This is a genomic window from Pseudomonas xionganensis (genome assembly GCF_009763245.1).
GTDB lineage: Bacteria > Pseudomonadota > Gammaproteobacteria > Pseudomonadales > Pseudomonadaceae > Aquipseudomonas > Aquipseudomonas xionganensis.
This window is the reverse complement of the sequence record NZ_WKJZ01000003.1, coordinates 13,095-38,144: the sequence shown is the minus strand read 5'-3', so window position 1 is coordinate 38,144 and position 25,050 is coordinate 13,095. Positions and strand designations below refer to the sequence as shown.

The 25,050-nt window shown below is 66.3% G+C and carries 22 protein-coding genes; 13 read left to right on the top strand and 9 right to left on the bottom strand.

Features of this window, described 5'->3' with window-relative positions; genetic code table 11:
• The first annotated feature begins 167 nt into the window (after positions 1-167).
• The 3 genes from GJV18_RS15075 to GJV18_RS15065 all read left to right on the top strand — a co-directional run bounded on the left by GJV18_RS15075 (position 168) and on the right by GJV18_RS15065 (position 7,030).
• The gene (locus GJV18_RS15075; RefSeq protein WP_160347065.1) at positions 168-3,458 is read left to right on the top strand and encodes a transglutaminase family protein; all 3,291 of its coding nucleotides are present in this window, start codon (positions 168-170) and stop codon (positions 3,456-3,458) included.
• 183 nt (positions 3,459-3,641) lie between these two features.
• The gene (locus tag GJV18_RS15070; protein ID WP_160347063.1) at positions 3,642-6,137 is read left to right on the top strand and encodes a circularly permuted type 2 ATP-grasp protein; all 2,496 of its coding nucleotides are present in this window, start codon (positions 3,642-3,644) and stop codon (positions 6,135-6,137) included.
• Positions 6,134-7,030: a transglutaminase family protein gene (locus GJV18_RS15065; protein WP_160347061.1), complete on the top strand. Its 897-nt coding sequence runs from the start codon at positions 6,134-6,136 to the stop codon at positions 7,028-7,030. The genes GJV18_RS15070 and GJV18_RS15065 overlap by 4 nt, the downstream gene beginning before the upstream one ends.
• An 82-nt stretch (positions 7,031-7,112) precedes the next feature.
• Here GJV18_RS15065 and GJV18_RS15060 read toward each other — a convergent pair whose 3' ends face one another.
• The 6 genes from GJV18_RS15060 to GJV18_RS15035 form a co-directional block, all read right to left on the bottom strand.
• Positions 7,113-8,054 (bottom strand): DUF808 domain-containing protein, encoded by a 942-nt coding sequence (locus GJV18_RS15060; RefSeq protein WP_160347059.1) that lies wholly within the window; start codon positions 8,052-8,054, stop codon positions 7,113-7,115.
• An 842-nt stretch (positions 8,055-8,896) separates the two neighbouring features.
• Complete coding sequence (locus GJV18_RS15055; RefSeq protein ID WP_160347057.1) at positions 8,897-9,469, bottom strand: HupE/UreJ family protein; 573 nt, start codon at positions 9,467-9,469, stop codon at positions 8,897-8,899.
• Between the two features lie 84 nt (positions 9,470-9,553).
• Entirely contained in the window at positions 9,554-10,168 is a 615-nt protein-coding gene (ureG, locus tag GJV18_RS15050) for an urease accessory protein UreG (protein ID WP_160347055.1), read from the bottom strand.
• 137 nt (positions 10,169-10,305) lie between these two features.
• Entirely contained in the window at positions 10,306-10,980 is a 675-nt protein-coding gene (locus GJV18_RS15045; RefSeq protein ID WP_160347053.1) for an urease accessory protein UreF, read from the bottom strand.
• On the bottom strand, positions 10,977-11,477 hold the full coding sequence (gene ureE, locus GJV18_RS15040) for an urease accessory protein UreE (protein ID WP_160347051.1): 501 nt from the start codon (positions 11,475-11,477) through the stop codon (positions 10,977-10,979). The genes GJV18_RS15045 and ureE overlap by 4 nt, the downstream gene beginning before the upstream one ends.
• A 163-nt stretch (positions 11,478-11,640) precedes the next feature.
• Positions 11,641-12,228, bottom strand: a complete 588-nt coding sequence (locus tag GJV18_RS15035) for a TetR family transcriptional regulator (protein WP_160347672.1) — start codon at positions 12,226-12,228, stop codon at positions 11,641-11,643.
• Between the two features lie 210 nt (positions 12,229-12,438).
• Between GJV18_RS15035 and GJV18_RS15030 the strand changes: the two genes are divergently transcribed.
• Together GJV18_RS15030 and GJV18_RS15025 are read left to right on the top strand one after the other, a co-directional pair.
• Positions 12,439-13,554 (top strand): ferredoxin reductase, encoded by a 1,116-nt coding sequence (locus GJV18_RS15030; protein ID WP_160347049.1) that lies wholly within the window; start codon positions 12,439-12,441, stop codon positions 13,552-13,554.
• Positions 13,551-14,645: a fatty acid desaturase family protein gene (locus GJV18_RS15025; protein ID WP_160347047.1), complete on the top strand. Its 1,095-nt coding sequence runs from the start codon at positions 13,551-13,553 to the stop codon at positions 14,643-14,645. Before GJV18_RS15030 ends, GJV18_RS15025 begins: the two co-directional genes overlap by 4 nt.
• A gap of 77 nt (positions 14,646-14,722) precedes the next feature.
• Here the strand turns inward: GJV18_RS15025 and GJV18_RS15020 are convergent, their stop codons facing one another.
• The 3 genes from GJV18_RS15020 to GJV18_RS15010 form a co-directional block, all read right to left on the bottom strand.
• Positions 14,723-15,445 (bottom strand): class I SAM-dependent methyltransferase, encoded by a 723-nt coding sequence (locus tag GJV18_RS15020; RefSeq protein ID WP_160347045.1) that lies wholly within the window; start codon positions 15,443-15,445, stop codon positions 14,723-14,725.
• A 51-nt stretch (positions 15,446-15,496) separates the two neighbouring features.
• Positions 15,497-15,820 (bottom strand): Rieske (2Fe-2S) protein, encoded by a 324-nt coding sequence (locus tag GJV18_RS15015; protein ID WP_160347043.1) that lies wholly within the window; start codon positions 15,818-15,820, stop codon positions 15,497-15,499.
• A 247-nt stretch (positions 15,821-16,067) separates the two neighbouring features.
• Positions 16,068-18,350 (bottom strand): TonB-dependent hemoglobin/transferrin/lactoferrin family receptor, encoded by a 2,283-nt coding sequence (locus tag GJV18_RS15010; protein WP_160347041.1) that lies wholly within the window; start codon positions 18,348-18,350, stop codon positions 16,068-16,070.
• Positions 18,351-18,480: 130 nt separating this feature from the next.
• Here GJV18_RS15010 and GJV18_RS15005 point away from each other — a divergent pair, with 130 nt between their 5' ends.
• From GJV18_RS15005 to GJV18_RS14970, 8 genes are read left to right on the top strand one after another with little or no spacing between them, the layout of a single operon-like run.
• Positions 18,481-19,191, top strand: a complete 711-nt coding sequence (locus GJV18_RS15005) for an energy transducer TonB (RefSeq protein ID WP_160347039.1) — start codon at positions 18,481-18,483, stop codon at positions 19,189-19,191.
• 32 nt (positions 19,192-19,223) lie between these two features.
• Positions 19,224-20,288 (top strand): hemin-degrading factor, encoded by a 1,065-nt coding sequence (locus GJV18_RS15000; RefSeq protein ID WP_160347037.1) that lies wholly within the window; start codon positions 19,224-19,226, stop codon positions 20,286-20,288.
• Position 20,289: 1 nt separating this feature from the next.
• The gene (locus GJV18_RS14995; protein WP_160347036.1) at positions 20,290-20,931 is read left to right on the top strand and encodes a MotA/TolQ/ExbB proton channel family protein; all 642 of its coding nucleotides are present in this window, start codon (positions 20,290-20,292) and stop codon (positions 20,929-20,931) included.
• Complete coding sequence (locus tag GJV18_RS14990; protein WP_160347034.1) at positions 20,916-21,359, top strand: ExbD/TolR family protein; 444 nt, start codon at positions 20,916-20,918, stop codon at positions 21,357-21,359. Before GJV18_RS14995 ends, GJV18_RS14990 begins: the two co-directional genes overlap by 16 nt.
• Complete coding sequence (locus GJV18_RS14985; RefSeq protein WP_407692365.1) at positions 21,343-22,251, top strand: heme/hemin ABC transporter substrate-binding protein; 909 nt, start codon at positions 21,343-21,345, stop codon at positions 22,249-22,251. Before GJV18_RS14990 ends, GJV18_RS14985 begins: the two co-directional genes overlap by 17 nt.
• Complete coding sequence (locus GJV18_RS14980) at positions 22,248-23,285, top strand: FecCD family ABC transporter permease (protein WP_160347030.1); 1,038 nt, start codon at positions 22,248-22,250, stop codon at positions 23,283-23,285. Before GJV18_RS14985 ends, GJV18_RS14980 begins: the two co-directional genes overlap by 4 nt.
• Complete coding sequence (locus GJV18_RS14975; RefSeq protein WP_160347028.1) at positions 23,285-24,052, top strand: heme ABC transporter ATP-binding protein; 768 nt, start codon at positions 23,285-23,287, stop codon at positions 24,050-24,052. Before GJV18_RS14980 ends, GJV18_RS14975 begins: the two co-directional genes overlap by 1 nt.
• Positions 24,053-24,063: 11 nt before the next feature.
• Positions 24,064-24,948, top strand: a complete 885-nt coding sequence (locus GJV18_RS14970) for a ChaN family lipoprotein (RefSeq protein ID WP_160347026.1) — start codon at positions 24,064-24,066, stop codon at positions 24,946-24,948.
• Positions 24,949-25,050 lie beyond the last annotated feature (102 nt).

The window sequence follows — 25,050 nt, the reverse complement described above, 5'->3', positions numbered from 1 at the left end:
GCGCGCGGTCTATTTTCGGGCGCCGCGGCAAGCGTGGGGCGGGGTGAGCCCTGTTATGGTGCGTTGCACCCTGCTGACCAGGCTGCAAGCCCCGGCCTATGGGGGCTGAGTCACTGGCATAAGTCTTGCGCTGCAGGGTGTGTCGCCCAGGCTCGCAGGAGGCCGCCGTGTCGATCCATATCGCCTTGCACCATGTCAGCCACTACCGCTACGACCGCGCGGTCAACCTTGGCCCGCAGGTCGTGCGCCTGCGCCCTGCACCGCACAGCCGTACCCGGGTGCTGTCCTACGCCTTGCAGGTCGAGCCGGGCGAGCACTTTATCAACTGGCAGCAGGACCCCCAGGGCAATTACCTGGCGCGGCTGGTGTTCCCGGAAAAGACCCGTGAGCTGAAGATCGAGGTCGATCTGGTCGCCGAGATGGCGGTGTTCAACCCCTTCGACTTTTTCCTCGAACCCTACGCCGAGAACATTCCCTTCGCTTACACCGAGGGCGAGCAGACCCAACTGGCGCCTTATCTGTGCAAGCTGCCGGTCACGCCGCTGTTTGCCGATTACCTGGCCAGCATCGAGTTGACGCCGACCCCCAGCGTGGATTTTCTGGTGGCGCTTAATCAGCGTCTGGCCACCGATATCAGCTACCTGATCCGCCTGGAACCGGGCGTGCAGACGCCGGAAGAAAGCCTGGAGAAAGGCTCCGGCTCCTGCCGTGATTCGGCCTGGCTGCTGGTGCAGTTGCTGCGTCACCTGGGCCTGGCGGCGCGCTTTGTCTCCGGTTACCTGATTCAGCTGAAAGCGGATGTGAAATCCCTCGATGGCCCATCCGGCACCGAGGTGGATTTCACCGATTTGCATGCCTGGTGCGAGGTCTACCTGCCCGGCGCCGGCTGGATCGGCCTCGATCCGACGTCCGGTCTGTTCGCCGGCGAAGGCCATATTCCCCTGGCCTGCAGCCCGGAGCCATCCTCGGCGGCGCCGATCAGCGGTGGCGTGGATGAGTGCGAATGCGAGTTCAGCCACGAGATGTGGGTGGAGCGCATCTGGGAAGCGCCACGGGTCAGCAAACCCTACAGCGATGAACAGTGGCAGGCGATTGTTGCCCTCGGCCAGCAGATCGACGAGGATCTGCAAGCGCAGGACGTGCGCCTGACCATGGGCGGTGAACCGACCTTTGTCGCCGTGGATTACCCGGATGATGCGGAGTGGAACACCGCCGCCCTGGGGCCGAACAAACGCCGACTGGCCAGCGACCTGTTCCAGCGCCTGCGCGAGCACTACGCGCCGAGTGCGCTGGTGCATTTCGGCCAGGGCAAGTGGTACCCCGGCGAGCAGCTGCCGCGCTGGTCGCTGAATGCCTATTGGCGTCGCGACGGCGAGCCGATCTGGCACAACCCGGCGCTGTATGCCGATGAGCAGCAGGACTACGGTGTCGATGCGGCCAAGGCCGCCGATTTTCTCACCCTGCTGGCCGAGCGTCTGGGCGTGGATGGCCAATACTGCGTGCCGGCCTATGAGGACCGCTTCTACTACCTGTGGCGTGAGCGCAGGCTGCCGAGCAATGTCACGGCCGAAGACCCTCGCCTGGCCGATGCGCTGGAGCGCGAGCGCCTGCGCAAGGTGTTCGAGCAAGGGCTGGACAAGGTGGTCGGGCATATCCTGCCGCTGGCTCGGCAGGCCAGGCAGCTGGGTTGGCAGAGCGGCAGCTGGTTTCTGCGCGATGGCCACTGCCGGCTGATACCCGGCGATTCGGCGATGGGCTATCGCCTGCCGCTGGACTCGCAGCCCTGGGTCAGCGAAGCCGACTACCCCTATATCACCCCGGAGGACCCCAGCCAGGTGTTCGCCCCGCTACCGGCTGCGGTGCAGATTACCCCGCAGCTGCGCGGCGTCTGGCCGGGCAGCCACAACGGCGCAGGCAAGCGTCCGCTGCTCGGTCAGTCGGCCGCCGGGGTGGTGCGCACCGCGCTGTGCGCCGAACCGCGGGACGGCAGGCTGTATCTGTTTATGCCGCCGCTGGTGCGTCTGGAGGATTATCTGGAGCTGGTGGCAGCCATCGAAGCCACCGCCGCCGAGCTGAACTGCCCGGTGCTGCTGGAAGGCTACGAGCCGCCGCTGGACCCGCGCCTGCAGTACTTCCGCGTCACCCCTGATCCCGGGGTGATCGAGGTGAATATCCACCCGGCGGCCAGTTGGGATGAGCTGGTCGAACGCACCGAGTTTCTCTACGAGCAGGCCCGCGAGTGTCGTCTGAGCAGTGAGAAATTTATGCTCGATGGCCGCCACACCGGCACGGGCGGCGGTAACCACTTCGTCCTCGGCGGTGCGACCCCGGCGGACTCGCCCTTTCTGCGCCGCCCGGACCTGCTGCGCAGCCTGATCAGCTACTGGCACAACCACCCGTCGCTGTCCTACCTGTTCAGCGGCCTGTTTATCGGCCCGACTTCCCAGGCGCCGCGCGTCGACGAGGCGCGCAACGATTCGCTGTACGAGCTGGAGATCGCCTTCGCCCAGATCCCCGAAGCGGGCCGCGACTGCCCGCCCTGGCTGATCGACCGTCTGCTGCGCAACCTGCTAGTGGATGTGACCGGCAACACCCATCGCGCCGAGTTCTGCATCGACAAGCTGTACTCGCCGGACTCGGCCTCCGGGCGCCTCGGCCTGCTGGAACTGCGCGCCTTCGAGATGCCGCCCCATGCGCAGATGAGCCTGGCCCAGCAACTGCTGATCCGTGCCCTGATCGCGCGCTTCTGGCGCGAGCCCTATGCGCCGGCACGGCTGGTGCGCTGGGGCACCGAGCTGCATGACCGCTACCTGCTGCCGCACTTTATCGAGCAGGATTTCGCCGATGTGCTGCAGGAGCTGGACGGCTGCGGCTATCGCCTGCCCGGCGAGTGGTTTGCCCCGCACTTCGAATTCCGCTTTCCCAAGTCCGGCGACTTTGCCGTCAAGGGTATCGAACTGGAACTGCGTCAGGCCCTGGAGCCCTGGCATGTGCTGGGCGAAGAGGGTGGGGGCGGCGGCACGGTGCGCTATGTCGATTCCTCGCTGGAACGTATGCAGGTCAAGGTGACGGGCATGCCGCAGGATCGCTATATGCTGACCTGCAACGGCGTGCCGGTGCCGCTGCGGCCTACCGGCAAGGTCGGCGAGTTTGTTGGCGGCGTGCGTTTTCGCGCCTGGCAGCCGGCCAACTGCCTGCACCCGACCATCGAGGTGCATGCGCCGCTGGTGTTCGACCTGGTGGACAGCTGGATGCAGCGCTCGCTTGGCGGTTGTCAGTACCATGTCGCTCACCCTGGCGGGCGTAATTACGACAGCCTGCCGGTAAACGCCTATGAGGCCGAGAGTCGGCGCCTGGCGCGCTTCTTCCGTCTGGGTCATAGCCCGGGCAAGCGTCCGGCGTTGGCGCCAATCAACAATAATGAGATGCCCATGACCCTGGATCTGCGCCTCGTTTGACGTAATGTTGCGCACTTGGATGACGGCTGCCGCGGCCAGTCCCCTCGCCCCTTTGGGGAGAGGGTTAGGGAGAGGGGAAAGCTTGTAGTTTCGCGGTGTTTTCAGCCCTCTCCCCCGCCCCCTCTCCCATAAATGGGAGAGGGGCGCGTAAAGCCGTATTGCCTTGCCACTGCCGAGATGTCCATGCCCGACCTGCTTGCCGACTACCCCCTGAACCCCGGGGCATATCATGAACTGCTCGACGCCGATGGCCAGGTGCGCCCGCACTGGCAGCAGCTGTTCGACCGTTTGCAGCGCAGCAGCCCGGCGCAGCTGGCGCAGCGCCAGGCCTTGCTGGCGCGGCAGATTCAGGAAAACGGCGTGACCTACAACGTCTACGCCGACCCCGATGGCGCCGACCGGCCCTGGGAGCTGGACCTGCTGCCCAATCTGATTCCGGCCGAGGAGTGGCAGCAGATTGCCACCGGCGTGGCCCAGCGTGCCGATTTGCTCAATGCCGTGCTGGCCGACCTGTATGGCCCGCAGCAGCTGCTGGCCGATGGCCTGTTACCGGCCGAGCTGGTGTTTGGCCACAACAACTATTTATGGCCCTGCCAGGGTGTGCAGCCGCCCGGTGGCACCTATTTGCATCTGTATGCCGTGGATCTGGCCCGCGCGCCGGATGGCCGCTGGTGGGTCACCGCCGACCGCACCCAGGCGCCGTCTGGCGCGGGTTATGCCCTGGAAAACCGGCAGATCGTCTCCCGCGCCTTTCCCGAGCTGTACCGCGATCTGCGCGTGCAATACCTGGCAGGTTTCTTCCGCACCCTGCAGGACAGCCTGGCGCGGCAGGCACCTGTGGCAGGTGGCGAGACGCCGCTGGTGGTACTGCTGACCCCGGGGCGTTTTAACGAGAGCTATTTCGAGCACCTGTACCTGGCGCGTCAGCTCGGCTACCCCCTGGTGGAAGGCAGCGACCTGACCGTGCGCGACGCCAGGGTCTATCTGAAAACCCTGGCCGGCCTGCGCCGCGTGCATGCCGTGCTGCGCCGCCTGGATGATGATTTCTGCGATCCACTGGAGCTGCGCACCGACTCGGCCCTGGGTGTGCCCGGCCTGCTCGAAGCGGTGCGCCAGGGCCATGTGCTGATGGCCAATGCCCTGGGCAGTGGCGTGCTGGAGTCCCCTGGCTTGCCGGGCTTTCTGCCGGCCATCGCGGAAAAATTATTGGGCGAAGAACTGCTGTTGCCGAGCATCGCCAGCTGGTGGTGCGGCGAGCCGCCGGTGCTGGACGAGGCGCTGGACAAGCTCGACGAACTCTTGGTGCGCGCCAGCTTTCCCTCGCAGAGTTTTGCCCCGGTGTTTGGCCGTGATCTGGACGAGGCGCAGCGTGCCGAGCTGGCCGCACGCCTCAGGGCGCGGCCCTATGCCTATGTCGCCCAGGCCCTGGCGCAACTGTCGCAGGCGCCGGTATGGCAGGCCGAAGATGCCAGCCTGCAACCGCGCGCCATCGGCATGCGGGTATTTGCCGTGGCCAGCGCCGAGGGCTATCGAGTCATGCCCGGCGGCCTGACCCGCGTTGCCGCCGAGGCCGATGCCGAGGTGGTGTCGATGCAACGCGGCGGTGCCAGCAAGGACACCTGGGTGCTCGGTGAACGCCATGCCGGTGGCGAGCCCTGGCAATGGCTGCGTCCCCTGGGGGTGGCCGATCTGGTGCGCAGCGACCCCTATCTGCCCTCGCGGGTGGTGGAGAACCTCTACTGGTTCGGCCGCTACAGCGAGCGCTGCGAAGACCATGCGCGGCTGCTGCGCATCATGCTGGCGCGCTATGTGGATGACGACGATGACCCGCAGGCGCTGCAGACCGCCCTGAGCCTGGCCGAGAGCCTGGGTTTGCTGGCGGACGCCGACAGCGGCGAGTTGCACGCGCGTCTGCTGGCGGCCTTGCTCGGCGAAGACTGGCCGGACAGCCTGCGCGGCAATCTGCAGCGCCTGCAGTGGGTGGCCGGCAGCGTGCGCGGCAAGCTGTCCCAGGCCAACTGGCAGGCGTTGCTCGAACTGCAGCGCGAGGCCCAGGGGCTGAGCGGCGAGCAAGCCGACTTTGGCGACCTGCTGGATTTTCTCGACCGTGCCCTGCTGTCACTCGCCGCGCTGTCGGGCTTTGCCCTGGATGATATGACCCGGGATGACGGCTGGCGCTTTCTGATGCTCGGCCGCTGTATCGAACGCCTGCAGTTTCTCTGCGACAGCCTGGCCAACTTCCTGCGCAGCGGCGCGACGCAGGATCAGTCGGCGCTGGAATGGCTGCTGGAGCTGGGCAACAGCAGCATCACCTACCGCACCCGTTACCTGGCCTCGGCGCAGCTGATTCCGGTGCTCGACCTGTTGCTGCTGGATGAGCAGAACCCGCATGCGGTGCTGTTCCAGCTGCGTACCCTGTTGCGTTCGCTGGCGCGTCTGGGCGAGCGCTTCGAGCTGCCGGCCGAGCGGCGCTTGCAGCATCTGGAGCAGCAGCTGGCGCGCTTTGGCCTGGCCAGCCTGGAGAGTCCGCTGTTTGGCGCGACCAGTGTGCAGGAGGTGCTGGAGGGCCTGGCCGAGTTGCTGACGAGTATCGGCCAGGCCAGCGCCGAGCTTTCCGACCGCTTAGGATTGCGCTTTTTCGCCCATGTCGATGCCAGCCAGCGGACCCAGTCGTCATGAGCAGCGCCCGCTACCAGATCCTCCACGACACCCATTACCGCTATGCCAGCCCGGTGTCCCTGGCCCAGCAACTGGCCCACCTGTGGCCACGGGCCTGCCCGTGGCAGCGCTGCCTGCAGCAGCACCTGCTGGTCAGCCCGCAACCCTGTCAGCGCCAGGATGGCCTGGATGTGTTCGGCAACCCGCTGACCCGCCTGGTGTTCGAGCGGCCCCATAGCGAGCTCAAGGTCAGCGCGCGTCTGCAGGTCGAGGTGGTGGAGCGCCCTGCGCTGGATCTGCAGGCCTCGCCGGCCTGGGAAGAGGCCTGCGCGGCGTTGCGCTATAGCGGTCAGGCGTTGCTGCCTGGGGTGCTGGAGGCCACGCGCTTTCGTTTCGAGTCGCCCTATGTGCACCTTAAACGGCAATTCGCCGATTATGCGGCGGATTGCTTTAGTCCCGGCCGGCCTTTGCTGGCGGCGGTGGACGGCCTGATGCAGAAGATTTATCGGGAGTTTCGCTTCGATGCCGCCGCCACCCAGGTGGCGACGCCCTTGTTGCAGGTGCTGGAGGAGCGGCGCGGCGTGTGTCAGGACTTCGCCCACCTGATGCTGGCCTGCCTGCGCTCCATGGGCCTGTCGGCGCGCTATATCAGTGGCTACCTGCTGACCCAGCCACCACCCGGCCAGCCACGGCTGATCGGCGCCGATGCCTCCCATGCCTGGGTGTCAGTATTCTGCCCGCAGCAGGGCTGGGTGGATTTCGACCCGACCAACAATATCCGCCCGGCCCTGGAGCACATCACTCTGGCCTGGGGCCGGGATTTTGCCGATGTCTCGCCGCTGCGCGGGGTGATCCTCGGTGGCGGCAGCCATGACCCCGAGGTGCAGGTCACGGTGTTGCCGTTGGCGGGTTAACCGATTGTTGCCCCAAGGCGCGATTCACGGTGCTGTACCCGTAGGGTGCGCCGTGCGCACCAGTGATCCGCAGCACACCCTATTAGCCCTTGATGGCTTTCCAGGCGCGGGTTGCCAGGCTGACCAGCAGCAGGGCGACGGCTCCGGCGATAATCCCGGCGACGGCATTGAGCAGAGTTGGCAACAGGGCAGCGAGCAGGCCGCTGCTGGCCGCCACGTTCGTGGCCAGCTGTTCGATCCATTGCTGGGCGGCGTGCACGCCGTGGGTGAGGATGCCGCCGCCGACCATAAACATCGCCGCGGTGCCGAGAATCGACAGGCTTTTCATCAGATAGGGGGCGGTCAACAGAATGCCGCGCCCAAGGCTGCGTTGCAGGCGGCGACCCAGGCTCTCGCCGCTGCGTTGATTGAGATAGAGCCCGGCGTCGTCCAGCTTGACGATGCCGGCCACCAGGCCATAGACCCCGACGGTCATCACCAGGGCGATGGCGGACAGCACCGCGACCTGTTTGCTAAAGCTGGCGGCCGCCACAGTGCCGAGGGTGATGGCGATGATTTCCGCGGAGAGGATAAAGTCGGTGCGGATCGCGCCTTTGATCTTGTCCTTCTCGAACGCCAGCAGATCCACTTGCGGATCGGCCACGGCGTGCAGCAACTCCTTGTGCTGGGCCTGGTCCTCGGCCTGGCTGTGCAGGAACTTGTGCGCCAGCTTCTCGAAACCCTCGTAGCAGAGAAAGGCGCCGCCAAACATCAGCAGCGGTGTTACCGCCCAGGGCGCGAAGGCGCTGATCAGCAGGGCGGCCGGCACCAGAATCAGCTTGTTCTTCAGCGAGCCCTTGGCCACCGCCCAGACCACCGGCAGTTCGCGTTCGGCGCGCACACCGCTGACCTGCTGGGCATTCAGTGCCAGGTCGTCGCCCAGTACCCCGGCGGTCTTCTTCGCCGCCACTTTGGTCATCACCGCCACATCGTCGAGAACGGTGGCGATATCGTCGAGCAGGGTTAACAGGCTGGCGCCGGCCATGGGCAGGATTCCTTTCTACGGGTTCTGATGGGTCAACCGCCGGGCAGTGCTGCCGGCAGAGCTGTAGGCGATGGTGGGCAGATTTATACGTGACTCGGCTCGCATCAGCCATAGGCGCTTGCCTCCGGGTTGCCGCAGCGCGGAAAAACCGTCAGCGCAGGCTAGTCGCTGTTGTCACGCGCACCGCTGACTCCGCTGGCATAGGTGGCGAGCAGGCTGCGCAACAGTTCATTGAGGGGCATGGGCATCTCTCCTGAGGGATGCAGTGACCTTACGCCGGAGCGTTGTGACTGGGCTGTTGAATGTTTCGATAGGGGTCATAGCCCGTAACCCTTATGGCGTTATGCACAGCTCCTTCGGCGATGAATCTTTTTTGTGCACAAAGACTGTGGAGCGAGCTGTGGATAAGGTGGGTGCAGGCTTCTGCAAGCCTAGTTGCGCGTGCGCTCGGTTGCCCTGGCTGTTTTTTAACCAAGGGTTTTTTATTGTTAAAACATAAACTTAGGCTGTTATCAAAACGCTCGCTCAGTGGCGTTTTAGTTGTCCACGAATTTTGTGGGTAGGGTTGTGCATAACTATCCGGTTATGGCCTGAAGGCCCCGCCATTGCTGACTTTTATGCCTCTGTACGATTATTGAACAGGCTTGGCGGCGGCTTGCCGATTGCTCGGAAGTCAAGGATTAATCCAGCTATTTCAGGGGCTTATCTATTGCTGTCGATAACTTATCCCGGATAGCTGTGGAGGGTTCTGTGGATAAGCTGCGGGTGCCTGGATGCAGGCCAAGGCTGGCCTGCATCTTGGGGTGTTGGTTGTTTTTTGTGCAACGCTTGCCCGGGGCGGTTCAGCCGAGCAGCAGCCAGGCACCGGCCACTGCCGTGCCGGCACCGAGCAGGCGTACCAGGGGCGTGATGACTGCAGGCAGTTGGCGCACCAGCACGTAGCCAAGGCCATGCAGGGTGGCCGTGGCCAGCAGAAAACCGGCGGCATAGCCGTAGGGGCTGGTCAGTGCCGGCAGTTCCAGGCCGTGGGCCACGCCGTGGCTGAGGGCGAACAGGCCGGTCAAGCCCAGGGCGAAGGCCGTCGGCAGACGCACGGCCACGGCAATCAGCAGACCCAGGGCCAAGACCGAGGCGGCGATTCCGGTTTCCAGCAGGGGCAGCTGCAGGCCGGCAAAGCCCAGCAGGCCGCCGAGCAGCATGCTGGCCAGGAAGGTCAAGGGCAGCGCCCAGCGCAGCATACCGGCTTGCTGGGCAGCCCACAGGCCAACGGCAAGCATGGCCAACAGATGATCCAGGCCGAACAGCGGGTGGGCCAGGCCGGCCAGCAGCCCGGCATGGTCATGGCCGGCGTGGGCAAAGGCCAGGGCCGGGCTGAGAAACAGGGCAATGGCGAACAGGGTTTTGCGCAGGTTCATGGGGTGTCTCCTTACTGGGTGGCAGGGAGAGGCTGCCCTCTCCCCCGGCCCCTCTCCTGCAAGCGGGAGAGGGGAGGTGATGCGTCAGGCTGCGGTGAGCATGCCGTGGCGTTCGATAAAGGCGATGATCTGGTCGAGACCCTGGCCGATCTTCTGGTTGCTGAAGACAAAGGGTTTGTCGCCGCGCATCTTCAGGGTGTCGCGCTCCATGACCTCCAGGGAGGCGCCAACCAGCGGGGCCAGGTCGACCTTGTTGATCACCAGCAGGTCGGACTTGCAGATGCCCGGGCCGCCCTTGCGCGGCAGCTTGTCGCCGGCCGAGACGTCGATCACATAGAGGGTCAGGTCCGACAGCTCGGGGCTGAAGGTGGCCGAGAGGTTGTCGCCGCCGGACTCGACGATGATCAGGTCCAGCCCCGGAAAGCGCCGGTTGAGCTGATCCACCGCTTCCAGGTTGATCGAGGCGTCCTCGCGGATCGCGGTGTGCGGGCAGCCGCCGGTTTCCACGCCGATGATCCGCTCCGGCGCCAGGGCCTCATTGCGCACCAGAAACTGGGCGTCTTCCTGGGTGTAGATATCGTTGGTGACCACGGCGATGTTGTAGCGCTCGCGCAGGGCCAGGCACAGGGCCAGGGTCAGGGCGGTCTTGCCGGAGCCGACCGGGCCACCGATGCCGACGCGCAGGGGTTGGCTGTTCATAGCGTTGTCTCACTCCCATCTTCACTTGAGTGTCGACCGAGGCTATTGCCCTGGGCGACTGAGTTCGTTCACGTAGGAGCGGGGCATGCCCGCGAAAGCTGATCGCGGGGCATGCCCCGCTCCTACAGGTTTAGTGGTTACGACCTGAATAGCCGGCTGTACTGGCGCTCGTGCGCCATGCTGGTCAATGCCAGGCCGAAGGCGGCGCTGCCCCAGTGTTCGGGTTTGAGCGCAACGGCTAGATGTTGGGCCTGATCCAGCAGGGGCAGCAGCTCCGAGGTCAGGCGCTGGGCAGCTTGCTGGCCCAGGGGCAGGGTTTTCATCAGCACCGCCAGCTGGTTTTCCAGCCAGCCCCAGAGCCAGGCGGCCAGGGCATCTTCTGGCGCGATCTGCCAGGCCCGCGCCGCCAGCGCCCAGCCAACGGCCAGGCCGGGTTCGTCCAGCTCACTAAACAGCTGCTGCGCCGGTTGATCCAGCTCCGGTAGGCCGCTGAGCAGTTGCTGCAGGGAGTAGCCCATTTGCCGGCTTTCCAGGCGCAGCTCGCGGGTTTCGCGGCTGGCGCGTTGTTGCTCGGCCAGGGCTTTGAGTTGTGCCCAGTCCTCGTGCGCAGCGGCCTGGCAATGGGCGAGCAGTAGCGGCGCTTCGAAGCAGGCCAGGTTGAGCAGCAGCTGATCGGCAATCCAGCGCTGGGCGCTTTCTGCGCTATCGACCAGACCCTGCTCCACGGCCATTTCCAGGCCCTGGGAATAGCTATAACCACCGATAGGTAGCTGCGGGCTGGCGAGTCGTAGAAGCTGCCAGGCCTTGTTCACTTGCGCGCTCCGAATTGATGCAGGCGCGGGGCGTAGCTGAATTCCGCATCGCCGGCATGGGAGTGATGATGACCGCCGCCGTAGGCGCCCTGTTCGGGCTGGTAGGGCGCCTCGATCAGCTGCACAGTCGCGCCGAGCTGTTCGAGCATGGCCTTGAGCACATAGTCATCCGGCAGGCGCAACCAGCCATCGCCCAGCTGCAGGGCGACATGACGGTTGCCCAGGTGGTAGGCGGCGCGCATCAGTTCGAAGGCATTGGCGCAGGTGACGTGCAGCAGCGGCTCAGGGCGGGCCATGACCCGCACGATACGACCATCCTCGGCCTGCAGGTATTCGCCATCCTGCAGGGCCGGCTGGCCCCGTTCGAGAAACAGGCCGACATCCTCGCCGCTACGGCTGAAACAGCGCAGGCGGCTTTTGCTGCGGGCCTCGAAGCTCAGTTCGAGTTCGGCATCCCAGCGCGGCTGGGGGGCGATACGGCGGTGGATGACCAGCATGGGGACTGTCCGGCAGTTGACTGCCGGGAACAGAGCAAGGGCCTTGCCAGTTTGTCGCAGGGCCGCGATCAGGCGGCCATGGCGGGCCTTGTGGGCAGAAAATGGGGCAAAAGCGGGCTGTATTCTGGTGCGTGAGCGGCTTTTGTGCGCGCTAATGGTGCGCTCAGCTGCCCTGACCCAGACCCTGCCAGTGTTTGGCGCCGATAAAGATAAAGCGCAGCTGCTCGATCATTTTGGCCTGGGGCGTGGCATGGGCGGGCAGGGTGGCGGCGGGCGGGTCGATCAGCTCGGGCAGGGTGGCGAACACCGTCTTCACCACCAGATCGGCGATCACCGTCAGGGCGGCCTGATCCAGATGCTGCTGCTTGGGCATCAGGCTCAGGTCCGCCACTAGGTCGGCGCTGATGCGCTCGCGCAGGGCGGCAATGGCCTGGCGTACCGGCTGCGAGCCGCCGTACTGCTCGCGGGCGAGAAACAGGAACTGCGAGCGATTGGCCGCCACCGCGTCGAGGAAGATGCGCACCGAGGCATCGATCACCCCGCCCAGTTCGAACTCGTGATGGCGCACCTGACGGATGGTCTCGCGGAAGGTTTCCCCCACTTCCTCCACCAGGGCCAGACCCAACTCGTCCATGCCCTGAAAGTGGCGGTAGAAGCCGGTGGGCACAATGCCGGCGCTGCGCGTCACTTCGCGCAGGCTCAGGCTGCCGAAGCCGCGGCCACTGTCCATCAGGTCGCGGGCGGCTTGCATCAGGGCATGGCGGGTCTGCAGCTTCTGTTCGGCGCGGGGTTGGGTCGGTTTCAAGCGTCCTGGCTCTGCATGGCTCAATCAGCGCCGCACTCTAGCAAATGGGCGGCGCCTGCGTCGAACCGGGGCGTATTGGCTTTTGAGTGAACAAGTGTTGACTGAGATGTATGGCTCTGCCAGTCTAGTGTACGGTTGTTCACTGAGAGTTGAGCCATGAACCTTTTACCGACTGCGCTGTTGCCGGCCTGTGCCCTGTTGCTGCGACCTCTGCGCTATCTGGTGGCCCGGGGCTGGCTGCGCGAAAGCGATGTGGATGCCTGGCTGCGCCTGTTGCACCCGGCTCTGCGTCTGAACCGGGTGCTGGCCCGGGTCTGCGCCCGTGAGTGGGTGGCCGAGGACATGCTGGCCCTGACCCTGCAGCCTAACGGCAACTGGCGCGGCGCCCAGCCGGGCCAGCATGTGCAGCTGTATATCGAGCGCGATGGAGTGCGCCTGAGTCGCAGCTACAGCCTGACCCGCGTCGGCGCGGATGGCCGCTTGCAGATCGCCATCAAGCGCCAGGCCGGCGGCCGGGTTTCGCCCTATCTGCTGGAGTGTCTGGCGGTAGGCGAGGTGCTGGAGCTGGGCACGGTGCAGGGTGAGCTGCACTGGCCGCAGCAGGCCCCGGGGGTGCTATTGCTGGCCGCCGGTAGCGGCATCACGCCGCTGCTGGGGCTGCTGCGCAGCGCCCTGGCCCAGGGCTTTGCCGCCCCGGTTACGCTGCTGCATTACGTGCGCGAGCAGGGCCAGCGAGCTTTTGCCGACGAACTGCAGGCGTTGCAGGCGCAATACAGCAACTTTCAGGTGCGCTGGGCCCTGACCGGTGCCGAGACGCCATCCGCCGAGTTGCAGGGCCGTTTTACCGCCGAGCATCTACAGGGCATTGGCGATGTGGCCCAGCGTGCGGTGCTGAGCTGTGGTCCGGCGTCTTTCGTCGCTGCGGTGCAGCACTGGTGGCAGGGCACAGGCAGTCAGGCCGAGCTGCAGGTGGAGGCTTTTACCCCGCCACCCCTGAGCGTCGGCAGCGAGCGCCGCGAGGTGCAGCTGAGCCTGGCTCGCAGCCGCCAGGTGCTTAGCGCACATAACCAGGCCAGCCTGCTGGAGCAGGCCGAAGCCCATGGCCTGCGGCCAGCCCATGGTTGTCGTCAGGGCATCTGCGCCAGCTGCACCTGCACCCTGGTGAGTGGCGTGGTGCGCGATATGCGCAGCGGCGCCCGGCTGGCCGAGCCGGGCCAGGCCATCCGTCTTTGTATCAGCGCCCCGGAAGGGGATGTGGAGATCGAGCTATGAACCATCGCCAAGATCGTCAACTGAGCCCCGCCGAACTGGATGCCTTCGGTGCTGAACTGGACGCCCTGCGCCAGCGCACCCTGGCCGACCTGGGCGAGGCCGATGCGCGCTATATCCGTCGTATCCGCACGGCGGTGCGTTTCTGCTGCTGGAGTGGCCGGGGCCTGCTGATGTTCGGCTGGTTCCCGCCCACCTGGCTGCTCGGCAGCCTGTTGCTGGGCCTGGGCAAGATTCTGGAGAACATGGAGCTGGGGCATAACGTCATCCACGGCCAGTACGACTGGATGAACGATCCCGAGTTTGCCGGGCGCAGCTACGAGTGGGATATCGCCGGGCCCAGTGATTTCTGGCGGCATACCCACAACCATGTGCACCACACCTGGACCAATGTGCTGGGCATGGACGATGACGTGGGTTATGGCGTGGTGCGCCTGTTTCCCGAGCAGCGCTGGAAGCCCTTCTACCGCTGGCAGCCGCTGTGGGTGACGCTCCAGGCCGTGCTGTTCCAGTACTCGGTGGCGATCCAGCATCTGCGTCTGGACAAGGTCTACAAGGGCAAGCTGAGCAAGGCCGAGGTGCGCCCGCTGATCAAGCAGTTCAACGCCAAGCTGTTGCGTCAGTGGAGCAAGGATTACCTGTTTTTCCCCCTGCTGGCGTTGTTGATTGGGGCCAATGCCCTGGCGGTGCTGGCCGGCAATGTGCTGGCCAATCTGCTGCGCAACCTGTGGACCTTTACCGTGATTTTCTGCGGTCACTTTACCGAGCAGGCTGCGGTGTTTAGCAAGGAGTCGGTGGTGGGCGAGAGTCGCGGGCACTGGTACCTGCGCCAGCTGCGTGGCTCCAGCAACCTAAATGGCGGGCCGCTGTTTCATATCCTCACCGGCAACCTGAGTCACCAGATCGAACACCACCTGTTCCCCGATCTGCCGGCGCGGCGCTATGCCGCCCTGGCCGTGGAGGTGCGCGAGATTGCCGAACGCTATGGCCAGCATTACAACAGCGGCAGCCTGTGGCGCCAGTTCGCCACGGTGCTCAAACGCATCTGGATCTACCGCCGACCACCAGCAGAGCACCTGCCAGCCAGCGCCTAAGAGCATTGCGTAGCCCGGATGCAATCCGGGACGCTGTACGGGTATTCCCGGATTACATCCGGGCTACAGAGGGAAGGTCAGCGGCTAAACACGCAGGTCAGGTAGCGGTTGCTGAACCCATAGCGCAGCATCGAATACAGCCGGCGCAGCAGATACAGCGGGTGACGCCGGTAATACAGCAGCACCGCATTGCCGACGCCATCGGAGCGGTTGAGCTTGTGCTGGTCGGTGCGCCGGCTGAACAGGCCCTTGAACTGCCAGGGCTGCACCTGCTCCAGCTGCTGCCGGGCCTCAAGGCCCTGCTGACGGAACAGGGCGAAGAAGCTGCGCTTGCTGAAGTCGTGCAGGTGGTGGGGGTTGCCGTCCAGGGTCGGGGTGATGGGCACCGAGGCGATCACCTGGCCGCCTTCGGCCAGCAGGCGCCCGTAGTTGGCCAGCAGCATGTGCGGCCTTGGCAGGTGTTCGATGGTTTCCAGGCTGACGATGCAGTCGAAGCCCTGAGTGCAAGCGAACTGCTCGGCATCGGCACATTCGTAGCGCAGGTTGTCCAGCTGGTAATGCTGGCGGGCATAGGCAATGGCGTCCGGATCGATATCCACCCCGAGCACCTGCTTGTCCGGGTTGCGTTCGGCCAGCAGGGCGGTGCCATAACCACAGCCGCAGGCCATATCCAGTACGCGCTGGCCGCTCAGGTGCTCGGCGGCGAACTGGTAGCGCTGCAGGTGGATGCGCAGACTGGCCTGATCGTCGGCACTGCCGGGGTCGAGGTGCTTGGGGTAGATCCGTTCGATACTGTGCATGGGCGGCCCTGCCTGTTTTTTCTGGACTATAGCCGCTGTGCCCGGCGGGCGTCAGGTGGGTAGATCAAGCCACAGGCCCGCCGCATCCTCATGGCAGTCGACCCGGCTCAGGGACTGTCCGGCACAGGGGCCGGCCACGCATTCGCCGGAGTCGATCAGAAACAGCGCGCCATGGGTGGCGCACTGGATCAGGCTGGCACTGGCATCGAGAAACTGGTCGGGCAGCCATTCCAGAGGAATGCCGCGGTGCGGGCAGCTGTTGCGATAGACATGGCACTGGCCATCCTTGCGCACGGCCAGCAGCTTCTGGCCGGCTATCTCGAAGCCCCGGCTCTGGCCTTCGGCCAGCTCATCCGGTGCACATAAACGCAGCATTGGGGAACCTCCACGACGGGCGAGCATTATGCCGGCCCGGCGCGGAAGTGAAAGAGCAGGGCGCGTCCTTGCGCCAAGTGGAACAGGGTTAGCAGGCTGTTGAAAAACTACCTGCGTTGCCATTGCTGCGTTAAAAACAGGCTCAAAATGCTCATTTACAACTCGTAAACTCCGCTTTTTCGCCTGTTTTTGCCTTGCACTGGCTGCCTCGCCTACGTTTTTCAACGGCCTGTTGGCCGCTGACTGATCAGATTTCCCAGATCAGATTGACCGCCATATGCCGGCCCGGCTGGCTATAGCGGCCGATGCCGGCGTCGTCGCTGGCGCGGCCGCGGACATCGCCCCACTGCCAGTACTGCTTGTCGGTCAGGTTGTACAGGCCGCCATTGATCGAGAACTGTTCGTTGAGCTGCCACCAGGCATTGAGGTCGAGCACGCCATAGCCGGGGCTGCGGAACTGCTCGCCAATCCGTGAGCTGGCCGCTTCGCTGCGGTCGATGCGTTCCTTGGCGGCCACCAGGGTCCAGTTCAGTTCGCCACCAAAACGGCCGCTGGGCTCGCGGTAGCCGAGGCCGAACACGCCCTTGAGCGGGTCGATGCTGTTCAGCGGCTGGTTCTTGCCCTTGTCCTGGCCATGGGCGTAGGCGAGGCCGGCCAGGGCGTAGGTACCGCCGGGCAGGCCCAGTCGATCCAGATACAGCTCACCCTTGAATTCGGCGCCACGGATATCGACGCGATCCAGATTCACGCTCTGGAAGGTCAGCAGCGGCGCGGTGGCCACCGTGGCCTGTTCGATAAAGTCCTTGTAGCGGTTGTAGAACAGGCTGGCGCTCAGGCTGCCCAGGGCGTACTGGCCGCGCAGGCCGGCTTCCAGGCTGTGGCTGGTTTCCGGCTTGAGGCTGGTATTGGCGATGGTCTGGTAGCCATGGGCCGGGTTGCTGAATTCACCGAAGATATCCACCGCTTCGGGGGCGCGAAAGCCGGCAGCGTACTGGCCGAACAGGCTGTGGGCGCTGTCCAGCTGGTAGGTCAGGCCGAATTTCGGCGACCAGGCGCTGTCGCTGAAGCTGGGCGGGTTGGGCTCGGTGCGGTTGGCATTGAGGTACTCGGCGGTGGCCTTGGGCTTGATCGAGTAGTGGTCATAGCGCAGGCCCGGCAGCAGGGTCCAGCGCCCGATGCTGATGCTGTCCTGCACGAACAGGGCGCTGTGCAGGCTGGTGGGGTCGGGGAAGTCGCTCAGGGGGAAGTTCTCCGGGTTGACGAAGGGCGCACCCGTGATGCGGTTGACCTCGCTGCCCAGGCGCAGGTTGCGGCTCTTGCTGCGCTTGAGGTCCAGTCCGTAGATCAGTTCATGCTGCCAGTCGCCCAGCTGCAGGTCCTTGCCCAGGGCCAGGTTGAAGGCCCACAGGTCTTCCTCGTAGCGCGAGTCGCGCTGGCGCTCGCGCAGGGTGGCGGCGGGTGGTGGTGGCAGCGTCGGGGCGCCCATGGAGGTCCACACTGTACGCTGTTGCAGGCTGCGCTGGCGGGTCTCGGTGCTCTGCTGGCTCAGTTGCCAGTCCAGGCGGTCGGCCAGCAGGCTGTCCAGGGCCAGTTGATGGCTAAGGGTAAAACGTTCGCGGTCGGTGCTGTCGTCCGTCCAGGAGTCGGTGATCAGGCTGTTGCTGCGCATCACCGGGCCGATGGCGGTGCTGCTCAGCACGCCTTCCTCGCTGCGCAGGCGGCTGTCGACATCGTCCTGGTAACGCTCGTAGGCCAGTTGCAGGCGGCCGCCCTCGGCATAGTCCCAGCCGATCTTGGCCAGCAGGTTGTCGGTCTGAGAGTCCAGCGGGTTGGCCTGCTCGCGGCCGCTACCCTGACCGCCGCGCCCACCATAACTGTCCACGGCCTGGCCGCTGCGCCGGCCCAGGTTGAGCAAACCGTCCACCTGGCCCAGGCGGGCGGCGAAGGTGGCGCTGCGCTGCCAGCTGTCGTCGCTGCCGTCGTAACCGCTCTTCAGGCGCGCGTAGGCATCGTCGCCCTCATCCAGGTAGTCGCGGGCATCCTTGGTCAGAAAGCTCACCGCGCCGCCGATGGCATTGCTGCCGTACAGCGAACTGGCCGGGCCGCGGATGATTTCCACCTGGCGGATGGTGTCGAGGTCGACGTAATTGCGCTGGGCGCTCTGGAACGGGCCGAAGCTGAAGGCATCGGCTACCCCGACACCGTCCACCTGGGTCAGCACGCGGTTGCCGCCAATGCCGCGGATGCTGAAGCCGGACAGGCCGAAGCGGCTGCCGCTGCCACCGACCGAGACCCCGGGTTCATGGCGCACCAGGTCCTTGATGTTCTTTAGGGTCTTCTGGTCGATATCCCGCTCGCTGGTCACCGATACGCTGTTGGGCACCTGATCCAGGGTTTGCTCGCTACGGGTGGCGGTGACCGTCACGGTGTCGAACTGGCTGACCGGCGCCTCGGCGGCCAGCAGCAGCGATGGGCTGAGCAACAGCAGGGCGAGCAGGGGGCGATGGGCGAAGGGGGGACGCAAGGGCATGGCTTTACTCCAGGGCATGCGGTGGCTTCTCTGGCCACGGGTTGGCATCGGCGGGCAAAGCTAAACGACATTGACATACAAATGCAAATGCTTATCAAATAGATTTAATTCGATTTGATCAGGTCGTCCCATGCTGCGTTTGTCCCTCTTCCTCCTGCTCTCGCTGCTGCTGCATCTGGCCGGCTGGCAGTTGCTGGGCGCGCCTGGAGTGCCGCCGAGCGAGGTGGCACAGGCGCCACAGGTATTGCGTCTGGGCGGGCTGGTGCAGCTGGCGCCGGCTGAACCGCCTGCAAGCCCGCCGCGAACCTTGGCACCGGCCAAGGCCCGGCCTGCGCGCAAGGCCGATAGCGCTTCGGTGGTGGCGCGCAAGCCTCGGGAGAGGGCGGTCGAACGGGCGCCCAGGCCGGCTTCTGTAGTGGCGGCGCCTGCTGCCCCAGCGTCGCCGGTTGCTGCGCCGCCTTCCGCCGCCCCGGTGCCGTCAGCGGCCTTGGCGGCAGCAGCTGACCCGGAGCCAGCGCCCGTCCAGGCGATATCGCCCGCCCAGCCCGTCGAGGTGCTTAGCCATAAGCCGAGCTTTCGCCGGCCGCCGCAGCCGCCCCATTACCCGGCCCAGGCGCGCCGGCGCAATCAGCAGGGCACTGTGCTGTTGGAGGTACGCCTGGATAAGCGCGGCCAGCAGCGCGGCCTGGCGGTGTTGCGCTCCTCCGGTATCGCCAGCCTGGACCGTGCCGCCCTGGAGGCGGTGGCGGCCTGGCGCTTCAACCCACAGCAGCATAACGGCGTGGCGGTGCCCAGCCGTGTGCAGATTCCCATCGAGTTCGCCCTGACGGCGAGCCGCTAAGCCCACTCACTTAAACGTGCAAGGAGTTCCCCATGAGTACCGCTTCCCTGGCCGTCGCGCCCAACAATGATCTGTATCTGGCCTGGCAGGTGCTGCGCCAGGAGCAGCCGCGTCTGCGTGCCCGGGATGCTGCCGAGCGCCTGGCCGTCAGCGAGGCGGAGCTGACCGCCAGCCGCCTGGGCATCGACGCCACCCGTCTGCGCCCTGACTGGGCGGCGCTGCTGCCGGCCCTGGGCGAGTTGGGTTATGTGATGGTGCTGACCCGCAATGAACATTGTGTGCACGAACGCAAGGGCCATTACAGCGAGGTCACCGTCAGCGGCCAGATGGGCCTGGTGGTGTCGGCCGATATCGACCTGCGCCTGTTCCTCGGCGGCTGGGCCAGCGTCTTTTCTATCGAGGAGCAGGGCGCCCGGGGCATCCAGCGCAGCCTGCAGATCTTCGACCGTCAGGGCATCGCGGTACACAAGGTCTTTCTCACCGAGCGCAGTGATCTCGGCGCCTGGGTCCGGCTGCTCGAACGTTTTGCCGCCCCCCAGCAGACGCCGGAGCTGGAGCTGCAGCCATTGCCCGAGGCCACGCCGCTTACACCCGACGAGGCCATCGACGGCGAGTCGCTGCGCGCCGGCTGGGCCAGCCTGAAAGACACCCATCACTTTTTTGGCTTGTTGAAGAAGCACGGTGCCAGCCGTACCCAGGCGCTGCGTCTGGCCGGACGGCAATGGGCCGAGCCTCTGGAACTGGCGGAGCTGCCCAGGCTGCTGGAGCGAGCCGCTGCCCGGGAGGTGCCACTAATGGTGTTTGTCGGCAATCGGCACTGCATCCAGATCCATTCCGGGCCGGTGCGCAACCTGCGCTGGCTGGACAGCTGGTTCAACGTGCTCGATCCCGAGTTCAACCTGCACCTGCAGACCGCCGGCGTGCGTCAGCTGTGGCGGGTGCGCAAGCCCAGCACGGATGGCGTGATCACCAGCTGGGAGGCCTTCGATGAGCAGGGCGAGCTGATCCTGCAGCTGTTTGGCGCGCGCAAGCCGGGTGTGCCCGAGCGCGAGGACTGGCGTGCCCTGGCCGAAGCCGCGCCAGCCCGGGAGCTGTGAGATGCAGCCCTGGTGGCACGCCATGGGGCCGCTGGCCTGGCCCCTGGCACTCTGCTCCCTATTGGCCCTGGCGCTGATTCTGCAGCGCTTCTGGTTGTTTATCGGCTTGCAGCCGGTCAGTCAGGCGGCCATGCGCGCGGCCGTCAGCGCCTGTCGCACCTGCGCGCGTGAGCACTGTCAGGGGCGTGTGCAGGGCTGGCGCCGTGGTCTGGCGCTGCTGCTCAAGCACAGTGCCCTGCCGGCCGCGCAACGTGAAGAGGTGCTGGGTTGCTGGCTGCTGGAGGAGCGTCAGCGTCTCAACAGCCAGTTGCGTCTGTTGCAGCTGATCGGTGTGCTGGCGCCCATGCTCGGCCTGCTCGGCACGGTGCTGGGCATGCTGCAGATGTTTGCCGGCATCGCTGGGCAGAACAGCCCGGTGACCCCGGCGCTGCTTGCCGATGGCCTGTGGCAGGCGCTCTATACCACGGTCTGGGGTCTGCTGATCGCCATCCCGGCACTGGCCGCCGGCCAGGGCTTCGCGCTCTGGGCCGAGCGTTATCTGCAGCAGGTTCAGGCGCTGCTTAATCGTTGTCAGCTGGCGCTGGATGGGCTTGAACTGGAGCCGGTGGACAGTCTGGCGCGGCCGCAATGGGTGTGGTCGTGATCCGTCTGCCGGCTGCCAATAGTGTCCAGGCCAACCTGCTGCCGGACCTGACGCCGCTGCTGGACGTGATCTTTATCGTCCTGGTGTTCTTTCTGCTCACCGCGCAGACGCCGCTGCTGCAGCTGCCCCTGCAGTTGCCGCAGAGCCGCGAGGCGCTGCAACCGGCCAGCGCCGATCCTGGCGAGCGGCTGCAGGTGCAGCTGTCCGCAACCGGGCAATGGCGCCTGGGCGCGCAGCCACTCAAGGATTTCGCCGCGCTGCGCCAGGCCCTGCAAGGGGCCTATGCCGCTGCGCAACCGCCGGGGCTGGATCTGGCCCTGGATCGCCAGGCGCCTCTGAGCGCCTTTCTCGACCTGATGGCCTGGCTGCAACAGCAGGGCATCGAGGACAGTCGTATTTTGTTGGAGGCTCATGATGAAACGCCTTAAAACCCTGTTTGCCCTGGGTACGGGCCTGTTGTGCTGTGGCTGGGCCGTGGCCGACGACGCCCTGCCGCAACGCTGGATCAGCTCCGGCGGCGCGCTCAGCGAGTGGGTGGTGCTGCTCGGCGGCGAGGAGCGGTTGGTGGGGGTGGACAGTACCAGCCAGCATCCGCCCAGCCTGCGTGAGCTGCCCAGCGTTGGCTATCAGCGTCAGTTGGCGGCCGAAGGCATGCTGGCGCTGCGTCCGGACCTGCTGCTGGGCAGCGAGGAAATGGGCCCGCCGCCGGTGCTGGAACAACTGGTCCGGGCCGGGGTGCAGGTGGAAGTGCTGTCGTCCCGGGCCGATCTGGCCAGCCTGCAGGCCAGTGTGCTGCGTATCGGCGAACTGCTGGGTCGGCCGCAGCAAGCCCGCGCCGCACTGGCCGACTACCGGCAGCGCCTGCAGCAACAGGCCCAGTGGGTGGCCCAGGCCCAGGCCCAGCAAGAGCAGGAGGCGCCAGGGGTGTTGCTGCTGCTCGGCCATGCCGGTGGCAATCCCCTGGCGGGCGGGCGTGATACCGCCGCCGACTGGCTGATCGAGCAGGCCGGCGGGCGCAACCTGGCGCAACACACCAGCTACAAGGCCCTGTCCAGCGAAGCCCTGCTGGCCCTGGACCCGCAGGTGCTGATCATCGCCGACCGCAGCCTGTCCGGCGAGCAGGCCCGCGAGGCCTTGCTGCGCCACAATCCGGCGCTGGCCGCGACTCGCGCGGTGCGCGAGGGGCGCCTGATCCTGCTCGACCCGACCCTGCTGGTGGGCGGCCTGGGGCCGCGCCTGCCGGATGGGCTGGCGGCCTTGTCCGCCGCCTTTTATCCTGCCAGCCACTCCACACTCGCCCAGGCCCGGCCCACGCCATGAATCCCTTGATCAAACCGCGCGCCCTGTTTGTTGCCCTGGGCCTGCTGCTGGCCCTGGCGCTCTGGCTGTCCCTGGCCCTGGGCCCGGTCAGCCTGCCCCTGGCCGACACCCTGCGCGCCGCCCTGCGCCTGCTCGGCCTGCCGCTGGCGGGGGAGGGCCTGGCGCAGACCGAGCTGATCCTCGGCCAGATCCGCCTGCCGCGCACCCTGCTGGGCCTGCTGGTGGGGGCCGTGCTGGCCCTGTGCGGGGTGGCCATGCAGGGCCTGTTTCGCAACCCCCTGGCCGACCCCGGGTTGATCGGTGTGTCCAGTGGCGCGGCCCTGGGCGCGGCCATCGCCATTGTCGGCGGCGCGGCCCTGGGCGGGCTGCCGCCGGCTTTTGCGCCTTACCTGCTGTCGGCCTGCGCCTTTGCCGGCGGTCTGGTGGTGACCAGCCTGGTCTATCGCCTGGGTCGGCGCGATGGCGAGACCCATGTGGCCACCATGCTGCTGGCCGGCATCGCCCTGACCGCCCTGGCTGGTGCCGCCATCGGCCTGTTCACCTACCTGGCCGATGATGCCACTCTGCGCACCCTGACCTTCTGGAACCTGGGCAGCCTGAATGGCGCCAGCTACCCGCGGCTTTGGCCGCTGCTGTTGGTCACCGCCGCGGTGGCGCTGTGGCTGCCGCGCCGAGCCAAGGCCCTGAACGCCCTGTTGCTGGGCGAGTCGGAGGCCCGCCACCTGGGCTTTGCGGTGGAGCGGATCAAGGCCGAACTGGTGTTCTGCACCGCCCTGGGCGTCGGCGCGGCAGTGGCCGCCGCCGGCATGATCGGCTTTATCGGCCTGGTGGTGCCCCATCTGGTTCGTCTGCTGGTGGGGCCGGATCACCGCGTGCTGCTACCGGCCTCGGCCCTGGCCGGTGCCAGCCTGCTGCTGTTGGCGGATCTGGCGGCGCGCCTGGTCTTGGCCCCGGCCGAGTTGCCCATCGGTATCGTCACGGCGCTGATTGGCGCGCCATTCTTCCTTTATCTGTTGTTGCGGGGGCGTACCTGATGCTGCGTGCGGAAAACCTGGCAGTACAGCGCGGCCCCTGCACGGTGCTGGCGGATATCGACCTGCAGCTGCAACCGGGCCAGGTGCTTGGCGTGCTGGGCCCCAATGGCGCGGGCAAGAGCACCCTGCTCGGCGCCCTGTGCGGTGAACTGGAACCGGCGGCGGGTGAGGTCTGGCTGGAGCAGCGGCGCCTGGCCGACTGGCCAGGGCCGGAGCGCGCCCGGCGCCTGGCGGTCTTGCCGCAGAGCTCGTCCCTGACCTTCGCCTTCTCCGTGGAAGAGGTGGTCGGCATGGGCCGCTTGCCCCATGCCAGCGGTCGACTGCGCGATCAGCAGATCGTGCGTCAGGCCCTGGAAGCGGCCGATGCCCTGCACCTGGCCGGGCGCAGCTACCTGGCGCTGTCCGGCGGCGAGCGCCAGCGCGTGCACCTGGCCCGGGTGCTGGCCCAGCTCTGGCCGGCCGGTCCCGGTCAGGTGCTGCTGCTGGATGAGCCCACCTCCATGCTCGACCCGCTGCATCAGCACATCACCCTGCAGGCGGTGCGTGAGTTCGCCAACCAGGGCGCGGCGGTGCTGGTGATCCTGCATGACCTGAACCTGGCGGCGCGCTACTGTGACCAGCTACTGCTGCTGGCCGGCGGTCGGCCCCAGGCCCAGGGTGGCCCGGATCAGGTGCTGCGCGCCGAGGTGCTGCAGGCCGTGTTCGGCCTGGAAGTGCTGGTGCAGCCGCACCCCGAGCGCGGCCACCCTATGATCATCGCCCGTTAAGGAGTAAGACCATGCGTGTTTTTGTTCTGGCCAGCCTGCTGCTGCTTGCGGCCTGCCAGGTCTCCCCGCCGGCGTTGCCGGTCTGGCAGAGCCCGGAAGGCCTCGAACATCCTCAGCTGGGGCAGATCATCGAGCTGCGCAGCGGCACGCGGCTGACCCCGGCGCAACTGGTCGAGCGCCTGGCTCGGGCCGAGCGGGTGCTGGTGGGCGAGCGCCACGACAACCCGGACCACCATGCCCTGCAACTCTGGCTGCTGCGTGCCCTGGCCGCGCAACGCAACCAGGGCAGCCTGCTGCTGGAAATGCTCAATCCCGATCAGCAGCCCCGGATCGAGCAGGTGCGTGCCCAGCTTGCCACCGGCCAGGCGCCCCAGGACATGCTGCAGGCCCTGGCCTGGCAGCGTGGCTGGGCCTGGTCGCAGTACGGGCCGCTGGTGCAGCATGCCCTGCGCCAACCCTATCCGTTGCTGGCGGCCAATCTGGACCGCGGCGAGGTGCTGGCCATCTACAGCCAGGTGCCTGACTTGTCGGGGGCGGCCTCTACGGCCGCTTCGGTGCGCGAGGCATTGCTGGAGCAGATCCGTCGTTCCCACTGCGACCTGCTGCCGGAAAGCCAGCTGCCGGCCATGCTCGCGGTGCAGCAGCAACGTGACCGACGTATGGCCGAGGCGCTGCTGGCCGCGCCGACCCCGAGCCTGCTGGTTGCCGGTGCCTTTCATGCGCGCCGCGATCTGGGCGTGGCCCTGCACCTGAGTGACCTGGGCGAGCAGGGCGCAACTGCGGTGCTGATCCTGGCCGAGGTAGGCAGCGAGTTGGACGCTGCACAGGCCGACTACCTCTGGCTGACCCCGGCACAGCCCGAGCAGGACTATTGCGCCAGTCTGCGCAAGGGATAAATCATGAGGGTCCAGCAAGAGGGGCGCCCTGTGCGCCCCTTTTTGCGTTTCAGCGATAACGCGGCAGGCCTGGGGCTAGGCAAAAAAAGACCCGGCAAGAGC